The organism is Pseudomonas lactucae, from assembly GCF_016937615.1.
Taxonomy (GTDB): domain Bacteria; phylum Pseudomonadota; class Gammaproteobacteria; order Pseudomonadales; family Pseudomonadaceae; genus Aquipseudomonas; species Aquipseudomonas lactucae.
This window is the reverse complement of record NZ_JAFHKI010000142.1, coordinates 49,621-58,177: the sequence shown is the minus strand read 5'-3', so window position 1 is coordinate 58,177 and position 8,557 is coordinate 49,621. Positions and strand designations below refer to the sequence as shown.

General features: G+C 60.2%; 9 protein-coding genes. 8 read left to right on the top strand and 1 reads right to left on the bottom strand.

The genetic code is table 11. From position 1 onward, the window contains the following. Positions 1–437 precede the first annotated feature (437 nt). The gene (locus JWR98_RS23610) at positions 438–974 is read right to left on the bottom strand and encodes an NUDIX hydrolase (protein WP_205491346.1); all 537 of its coding nucleotides are present in this window, start codon (positions 972–974) and stop codon (positions 438–440) included. Positions 975–1,120: 146 nt separating this feature from the next. On the opposite strand from JWR98_RS23610, the gene JWR98_RS23605 reads away from it, so the two are divergent. From JWR98_RS23605 to JWR98_RS23570, 8 genes are all read left to right on the top strand, one after another. Next, positions 1,121–1,723 carry a CoA pyrophosphatase gene (locus JWR98_RS23605; protein WP_078734542.1) on the top strand — a complete coding sequence of 201 codons (603 nt, stop codon included), beginning with the start codon at positions 1,121–1,123 and terminating at the stop codon, positions 1,721–1,723. A 32-nt stretch (positions 1,724–1,755) separates the two neighbouring features. After that, positions 1,756–2,280: a gamma carbonic anhydrase family protein gene (locus tag JWR98_RS23600; RefSeq protein WP_078734541.1), complete on the top strand. Its 525-nt coding sequence runs from the start codon at positions 1,756–1,758 to the stop codon at positions 2,278–2,280. Then, positions 2,277–2,492 (top strand): DUF1289 domain-containing protein, encoded by a 216-nt coding sequence (locus JWR98_RS23595; RefSeq protein ID WP_078734540.1) that lies wholly within the window; start codon positions 2,277–2,279, stop codon positions 2,490–2,492. Before JWR98_RS23600 ends, JWR98_RS23595 begins: the two co-directional genes overlap by 4 nt. A gap of 408 nt (positions 2,493–2,900) precedes the next feature. Further along, positions 2,901–3,392 (top strand): CS1 type fimbrial major subunit, encoded by a 492-nt coding sequence (locus JWR98_RS23590; protein WP_078734539.1) that lies wholly within the window; start codon positions 2,901–2,903, stop codon positions 3,390–3,392. Between the two features lie 119 nt (positions 3,393–3,511). Next, entirely contained in the window at positions 3,512–6,040 is a 2,529-nt protein-coding gene (locus JWR98_RS23585) for a CS1-pili formation C-terminal domain-containing protein (RefSeq protein WP_205491344.1), read from the top strand. Positions 6,041–6,053: 13 nt separating this feature from the next. Continuing rightward, a complete protein-coding gene (locus tag JWR98_RS23580; protein ID WP_078734537.1) occupies positions 6,054–6,797 on the top strand; it encodes a pilus assembly protein in 744 nt (247 codons plus the stop codon). 48 nt (positions 6,798–6,845) lie between these two features. Continuing rightward, positions 6,846–7,322, top strand: coding sequence for a CS1 type fimbrial major subunit (locus JWR98_RS23575; RefSeq protein WP_205491342.1), 477 nt, complete (start codon positions 6,846–6,848; stop codon positions 7,320–7,322). Next, entirely contained in the window at positions 7,319–8,557 is a 1,239-nt protein-coding gene (locus JWR98_RS23570) for a hypothetical protein (protein WP_078734535.1), read from the top strand. The genes JWR98_RS23575 and JWR98_RS23570 overlap by 4 nt, the downstream gene beginning before the upstream one ends.

Here is an 8,557-nt window from a genome sequence, read left to right as displayed (position 1 = left end):
CCCGTCAAACACGCTGGCCGAACGCAGGTTTGAATCCGTGGGTAACCCGGCAGGACGCCGGGTTAGCCGCCCCGCGCCATGGATGGCGCGTGGCGGCGGCCCACGGATTCAAGCCTGTGTTCGGGCATGCCGAGCCTAAGCGAGGCACCGAGTGTTGGGGCGAAGCGTTTTTGGTTACTTTTGGCGCTCTTCCAAAAGTGACACGCCGTAAGGGCGTAACCCTAAGTGGCCGTTACCGCAGGAATGGATATGTACTCGGGCTAATCCAACATCCTGGTCGGCTGTCAGGCCGCCATCGGGAGCAAGTCGAATCGTCGCACCGCCCCTCCCACATTTAGATCGCGGTGTGTCAATTAGATTATCGCCAGATCCCAAGGCGTCACGGGAGCAAGCTCCCTCACCACAGGTTCAGGGCCACGCCAAAGTTGTGTAGATACCTATGCCATCGGTGGTACAGCCTCGCTGCGCACCGGGTACGACTTAAGCCTGCTGTCAGCGAAAAAGTATTCCAGGGTCCGCCCAACCGTGCGGAAAGCCAGCTCGGACCAGGGGATGTCGGCTTCGTCGAACAGCTGTACCTCAAGGCTTTCGATACCGGCGGCGAAATCCAGGTCGACCAGCTCGGCACGGTAGAAAATGTGCACCTGGTTGATGTGTGGCACGTCGATCAGGGTGTAGATGTTGAGGTTGCGCACACGGGCGCAGGCTTCTTCCAGGGTTTCGCGCAGGGCCGCCTGTTCGACGGTCTCGCCGTTCTCCATGAAGCCCGCGGGCAGGGTCCAGTAACCCAGGCGTGGCTCGATGGCGCGTCGGCACAGCAGCACTTTGTCGCCCCACACCGGCAGGGTACCGGCAACGATATTGGGGTTCTGATAATGGATGGTCGAGCAGTGATCACAGACGAAGCGCAGGCGGCCGTCGCCTTCGGGGATGCGTTGAATGACCGGTTTACCGCACTGGCTGCAGAAGTTCATGCTGGGGTTCCTGGAAAGTGCGTCTATCTTGGCGTGGCGGGCAGGGCGCTGCAAGTTGTCGTTTAGCGACACCGCCGGGGTTTTGGGGTTGGGCGCCCGTGCGCTTTGGTGCATGATGCAAGGTAGCCAACAGACCGAGATGACTCATGCTGGACGAGCTACTTCGCCGGGTAAGCAATCACACTCCCCACACGCTGGAAACCGACGGGCGTTTCCCCGAGGCCGCGGTGCTGGTGCCGATTACCCGCAGTGACGAACCTGAGCTGATCCTGACCCTGCGCGCCAGTGGCCTGTCGACCCACGGTGGCGAAGTGGCCTTTCCCGGCGGACGCCGCGACCCCGAAGACCCGGATCTGGTATTCACCGCCCTGCGTGAAGCCGAAGAAGAAATCGGCCTGCCACCAGGGCTGGTCGAGGTGATCGGCCCGTTGAGCCCGCTGATTTCCTTGCACGGTATTCGGGTCACGCCGTATGTGGGGGTTATTCCCGATTACGTCGAATACCTGGCCAACGACGCCGAAATCGCCGCAGTCTTCAGCGTGCCTTTGGATTTTTTCCGACAAGACCCACGCGAACATACCCACAGAATCGATTACCAGGGCCGCAGTTGGTATGTGCCCAGCTATCGGTTCGGCGAGTACAAGATCTGGGGACTGACGGCGATCATGATCGTCGAGCTGATCAACCTGCTGTATGACGACGCCCAGATCAGCCTGCACCAGCCACCCAAGAGCTTCATCAATCGCTAAGCCATCGATAAATGCCAGCCTGAGGACATACCATGAAATACCGCCTGGGCGACGCCCGTGTCGAGACTCACCCCCACAGCTGGGTGGCACCCAATGCCACGCTGGTGGGCAAGGTCAAGTTGGAGGAGGGCGCCAATGTCTGGTTCAACGCGGTGTTGCGTGGCGACAACGAACTGATCCTGATCGGCAGGAACAGCAACGTGCAGGACGGCAGCGTGATGCACACCGACATGGGCTACCCGCTGACCCTCGGCACCGGCGTGACCATCGGCCATAACGCCATGCTGCACGGCTGCACCGTTGGCGACTACAGCCTGATCGGCATCAACGCGGTGGTGCTCAACGGCGCGAAAATCGGCAAGCATTGCATCATCGGCGCCAACTCGCTGATCGGTGAAGGCAAGGAGATTCCCGACGGTTCGCTGGTCATCGGCTCGCCGGGCAAGGTGGTGCGCGAACTGACCGAGGCCCAGAAGCAGATGCTTGAAGCCAGTGCCGCGCACTATGTGCATAACGCCCAACGGTATGCGCGCGACCTGGCCGAGCAGCCGCAATGAACCCACCCGAACGCCCCGTCGCCTCGCCATGCGTGAGCATTTGCGCACTGGATGACGACGACCTGTGCACCGGCTGCCAGCGCACGGCGGCGGAGATTACGCGCTGGGGGCGCATGGACAATGCCGAGCGGCGCCAGGTGCTGGTGCTGTGCCATGAGCGCGCCAGGGCCAACGGCCTGCTGTTTATGGTTGGCGCCAAGCCGGGTGCCTGAAGCCTGTCGACGAATTCCTTGAAGGAGATGCAACTAACCGGTCGTCGGTTAGTTGGTTTGGATTGGCTGTTAATTTAGTGCTATTGCACTAAATTATTGTTGTTTACGTGTTCCTATCTATTCTGATAAAGCAGAGGTCAATCGTATTATTTTGATTTTATAGAAGTGTAGTCCGCTTCTTACAGCTGTATTTAGTAATTGTTAGAAGTCGCGGTTTTTTCATGTTGTGTCGAGTGCTATTTAACTACGTGTGACACAGAACCCTCCTGCTTACTTCCGGTTGTTTTCAATTAATACTCTTCCGGCGTTGAACTTTCGGTCTGACAACAACGGGTTAACCGTTCTGTCATGCGAAAGGGCCGTCTCCTATGGATGTTAATTAATCTCAACTGAAATGCAGGTACCTACATGTTCAAGAAAATCGCAATCGCCGCGCCATTGGCCTTCCTGGCGTTGAACTCTTCCCTGGCTTTCGCGGCAGGCGAAGGGCGTGCGTCCATCAACCTGGTGGCCACCGTGCCGGCAACCACGTTTCACGTTCAACCGGTCGATCCGGACCTGATCGCCAAGGACCAGGTACTCAACTACAACCCAGCCAACGGTGACCTGAGCAACCTGCGCGCGCAGTTCGACACCCGCCACACCGCCGGTCGAATCGATGCCAGCCTGGAGTCCGCCGCCGTGCTGTACAACGGTTCGGCATCGGTTCCGTTGGGTGTGACCTTCAACGGCGTCACCCTGACCGTGGGGACCGCCAAGCCGGTGGTGACCAAGGAAGAAGCCAGTGCCGGTCGTCGCGTCGATATGGTGATCACACCGACCAAACCCGGCAGCGGCTATGAGCCGGGCGCCTACACCGGCCAAGTGCATATGGTATTCGACGCCGTTGTCGAGGCGTAAAGCCGGTTCCAGCTCTTTGAGTGATTAATTCATTGAGTCCTCTTGCCGCCTGGCAGGTGAGTGATCGCCTGTCAGGTGGTTTCTGGATCGCTGCCCACTGTAATTAGAGTACTTCGTTCATGTTTCCGATGACTCCCGTCGCGGCGGCGCTTGCGCTCTTTATATGCGCGAGTGCGTTAGCTGCTCCTGCGCCCGATACAACAGTAAGAAGCCTTTTGGCCCAAGCCGAAGGTTTGCCCTCGGACTTTGAAGAACACTTCTTCGACGTGCCACTGGCGGTTCGGGTGGACCTGGATGGGCAGTTTCTTGGCGAGGCGATGATTGTATTGTCTCGCGATGACCAATTGACCTTGCTGGACTTTACCGACAGCAGCGACAGCCAGTTCACCCCGGCCGAGCGTGATGTATGGGCCACTTATCTACAGCAGGGCATAACGCTCGGCGCCTGCCGGGGCCGTTGCCCGCAGCAGATGCTGGCCGTGCATTACAACCTGGAAAGCTCGGTGGTATCGATCCTCACCGAAAATGCCGAGCGCGATGCCGAAGCCAAGCGCTATTACGACCAACCTGAAGGCGGCAGTACCGGCCTGATCATTCGCAACCAGTTGAACCTCAACGGTGGCAAGGATCAGGACCTGGGCGGGCGTTACGGCCTGGAAGCCAGCAGCAGCCTGGGCAACTGGACCCAGAGCCTGAACATGCAACTGGCGCGCATGGGCGGGCCGGATGACAAGCTTTACCACGCGGTACACGAACTCTACTCACAGCGTGAACTGGCCGGCCGCTTCCTGCGCATGGGCTACTTCATGCCCAGCTCCGAAGGCTTGAGCCGCCAACCGCGTGCGTTCGGCGCCAGCCCCGACACGGCGGTGGGCGTGATGTACGGCAGCTCCGACAGCCTGGCCATCCACAGTGCCAAGCCCAGCGTCTACCCGATCTACGTCACCGCCAACCGGCAAGGTTCGGTGGAGATCTACCGCAACGGCTTGCTGATCAATACGCAGCCGGTCGAAGCCGGCTTGCGCACCCTCGACACGCGGCCATTGCCGGGCGGTATCTACGAAGTGGAAGTGCGCCTGATCGAGGACGGGCAAATCACCTCCACCACCGAAGAGCTGGTGTACAAACCGAGCAACTGGCGTAACGCGGACGAGCGCTGGCGCTACAACCTGTTCGCCGGGCAGGAAAGCAAACTGTTGAGCAACTGGGATGAGCAGTCGTCGGGCAAGGTCGCGGCCGGCGCCGCGCTCAACTACCTGCTGCACCCGCGAGTGATTCTCGGCGTCTCGGCGCGCCAGGTGCGCGAGATGCTGCAATACGGCACCTCCATCGACTGGACCGTGGCCAATAACGTCAACTTTTTCGCCAATGTCTACGACACCCAGGACCACGGTACCGGCCTCGATGTGCAGACCATGTACAACTACGGCTCCGGCAGTATTTTCGCCACCCATACCCGTAGCTGGCTGGACACCACCAACACCTACGAAACCCTGCCGGACGGCACGCGGATTCGTCAGCGCAATGTGTTTATCGGCCAGACCAGCAACTCATCGCTGTCGGTCAACCATCGCCTGGACAGCAAGAACACCCTCAATGCACGTGTTTCCCACAGCACCGGCAATACCGAAGGCGTGGCGCTGGACCTGGGCTGGACACAACGTACGTCTTTGTTCGGCAACGAGGGTAACTGGCGGTTCTCAGTGTTCGACCGCCCCGGCAGCTACAGCAGCGGCGATGCACGCAATCGCGGGCTCGACCTGACCGTCAGCCTGGCCCTGGGCAGTGCCGGTGAGCAGCTTTCCGGCAGCATCGGTACGCGCACCTCGCGCGACGGCGGGCGCGACAACAACGCCTCGCTCACCTATCGCAAAGACCTGCAGGGCCATGTGCTGCAAAGCGTCTCGGCCACGGCGATCACCGACACCTATGGCGTGGGCATGTCGGGGCTGGCCAACTTCAGCAGCGACCATATCAACGGCGATGCGTTTATCCAGCGCTCTTCCTACAACGGCAACCTCACCGGTGGCCTGAACCTGGACAGCACCGTGGCCTTCAGTGGCGAAGAGCTGGTGATAACCAGTCAGCACCAAGGGTCCGGTGCCGGGATGATCGTCGATGTGGAATCGGACCTGGATGACATCGCCCTGCGCGCCGACGACCTCAGCGGCGGCAGCGCGCACCTGCGGGTGGGGCGCAACTTCATCCCGATCACGGCGTACAAGAACAGCACGGTGAACTTCGACTTCGAAGGCAACGACGTGCCCTCCGCGAGCATTCAGCCGGCGCGTACCCGCTACCACCTGAACAAGGGTGGCGTGGAGTACCGCAAGATCACCGTGAGCAAGACCGTGACCGTGCTCGGCCGCCTGGTCGACGCCCAAGGCCGTCCGCTGCGCGGTCACCACGTGATCAACCACGCCAGCCGTGGTGTGAGCGAAGCGGACGGGTTCTTCTCGATGGAAATGAATGCCGGCTCGCCGACCCTCGAAGTGCGCGCCAAGAACCAGTTGTTGTGCCAGTTCCGCCTGGACCCGGACAACGCGCGCCGCGAGAACGACGTGCTGATGATCGGCGATCTGCGCTGTACCCCAGACACCTTGGCCGATATGGCCACCCGGCCGCGATCGCCGGTTAAGCATGAGTAGAGGTTGAAAAGTGATGAAACGCTGGTGGGCTGTTCTTGGTTTTTCGTTGTGCTCCAGTGCCGCACTGGCCGGGCCGCAGATCAATGTCGGGGTGGTGTACGACTACCTGGAGGGCGATAAAAGTACCTATTTGAAACGTGTGTTCAACGGTGGTGATAGCACGGCTTTCGTCAAAGTGAACATCTTCGAGATCCTTTATGACGCCGACGGCAGCCACCGCGAAGTGCCGGTGCAGTCGCAGCCCGACATGACCGCCCGCAACGGCCTGATGGCCAGCCCCGCGCGCTTGATCGTGCCGGCCAACGGCGTACAGGGCACGCGCTTGTTGTACATGGGCGAGCGCGACAAGGAGCGCTACTTCCGCGTGCGCTTCATCCCGGTGGTGCCGGAGAAGGACGATGAATTCGCCATCACGCCCGAAGAACGCGAAGAGTACAAAAAGGACCTGTCGGCCGGAGTCAACATCCTGGCCGGCTACGGCACCGTGTTTTTCGTACGGCCCAAGGATTCACGCTACGACAGCGTGATCAAAGACACGCCAAGCCACTACAGCCTGCGTAATAACGGCAACACCGTGGTGGTGGTCGGCGAGTTCAAGGATTGCTCGGTCAAGCAGGAAAACGACTGCCAGCCCACCACCAAGCACCATGTGCTGGCGGGGCGTACGTTCCAGTTCGACAAACAGGCCGGGCGCGAATACCGCTTCGATCTGGTCGAGGGCGCGCAGACCCAAAAAGTGCGTGTGGTCGGCCAATGAAAACGCTTTCGACCCCAACCCCATCGCGCCCAGGCAAGGATGGAAAACATGCTGCGTAACTCACTCACCGCCGGTCTGTTGGCAATCGCCTCGGCGCTGGCCCCCGTGGCCTTGGCCGCGCGCTTCGTCGAGCAGTTCGAAGTGTCGGTCACCATTCCGGCCGCCAGCTTTTTTGTGTTGCCGGTAGACCCGCAACTGCTGGCGCGCGAACAACGCCTGAACTGGAACCTGGCCACCTCGACCCTCAGCCCGCTGCGCGCCCACTTTGATGTGAAGAACATCAACGGCGGCATCAACGCGCGCCTGAGCGAGCGGGCCTATCTGTCCAATGGCCGCGACGAGATCGACCTGAACGTGGCGTTCAACAAAGTGGCGCTGTCGCTGGACAGCCAGCCGGTGGTGGACGACGCCCGGCCGGGCCGGCGGGTGATGCTGGAAATCGCGGCGGTGCAGGGGGAGGAACGCTTCGCGGCTGGGGATTACCACGGCACGGTGCATATGATTTTTGAGGCGATGAGTCCATGAGTAAGCGTTTCTTTCTGCTGTTGCTGTGTATGGCGCTCCCTGCCTTGGCCAGTGCGGGTAGCGTGAATATCGATGCGTCATTCCGACCTGATCCGGCAAAACCGTTTGAGAACAAATTCAGAAATGACACGCCGAATCGTGCGTTATGCGCGGCCCACCCGGCGTACTGCGCCTCTTTGAATATTCACAGTCTGTTCATGCCGGTGACGTTTTCCGCCAAGGAGCCCATCCGAGCCGGGCACAGTCAGCGCAACGGGCCGATGATCAAGTTGCCGGGCTGGTCCGACCTGCAGGTGACTCATTCGCAAACCGGTGCGACGGACGTGTTAAGGGTGCGGATCAAGGGAATTGGCGCAACGTATTACACCTTTCGATCGGTCGAGGATCTGACGGGGATCGGCGGGTCTTGGGGGCATGCTCGTTTGTGGGGGAGCACCTGGTTGACCGCTCCTCCGTGTACGGGGGTGTCGTATTTGTCGGGCGTGGGGCACAACTGGGCCAACTTCTTCTGGATTTTCCCCAACGACGAAACGATGTGCTCCAAACAGGCCAATTTCGACCTCGATCAAGGCTTTGTCATCAATTACGCCAACACGGGGAATGTCATTTTCGCTTATGAGCTGGAGACGCCTAACCCGTTGAAAATGGAGGCTGGCCTGTATACCGGGCAGGTGACCTATACGGTTGGCCCCGGTCAGCAGATCGATTTTGGCGACGTAATGCTCCCCAGCGATTCGACGTTCCAGATTGTCTTTACGCTGACCGTCGAGCACACCCTCAAGGTCGAAATCCCACCCGGTGGCAATCGCATCCAACTGGAGCCCCAGGGCGGCTGGCAAGCCTGGCTCAACCAGGGCCGTAAACCCGCGCGCCTGTTCCGCGACCAGACCTTCAACCTCTCGGCCAGTTCACGCTTCAAGATGCAGCTCGAATGCGGCACCGGCCAGATCGGCGATACCTGCGCGGTGAAAAACGCCGCCGGCGACCTGGTGCCGTTGGACGTGCTGGTCAGCTTGCCCAACGGCATGACCAACACCGATGGCGCGGCGGTTAATCGGCTGCCGTTGCGGGTCAGCGGAACGGGCAGCGAGTTGTTTCAACCATCTTTTTACGTCGACCGCAGGCCCGCGACCTTGCACTTCGAAGTCCAGCGCGAAGGCGTGGAAGAAATGCTCAAGCGAGAGGGCGAGACGTGGTCGGGCAGTGTCTCGGTGATCTGGGATTCAGAGGTATAG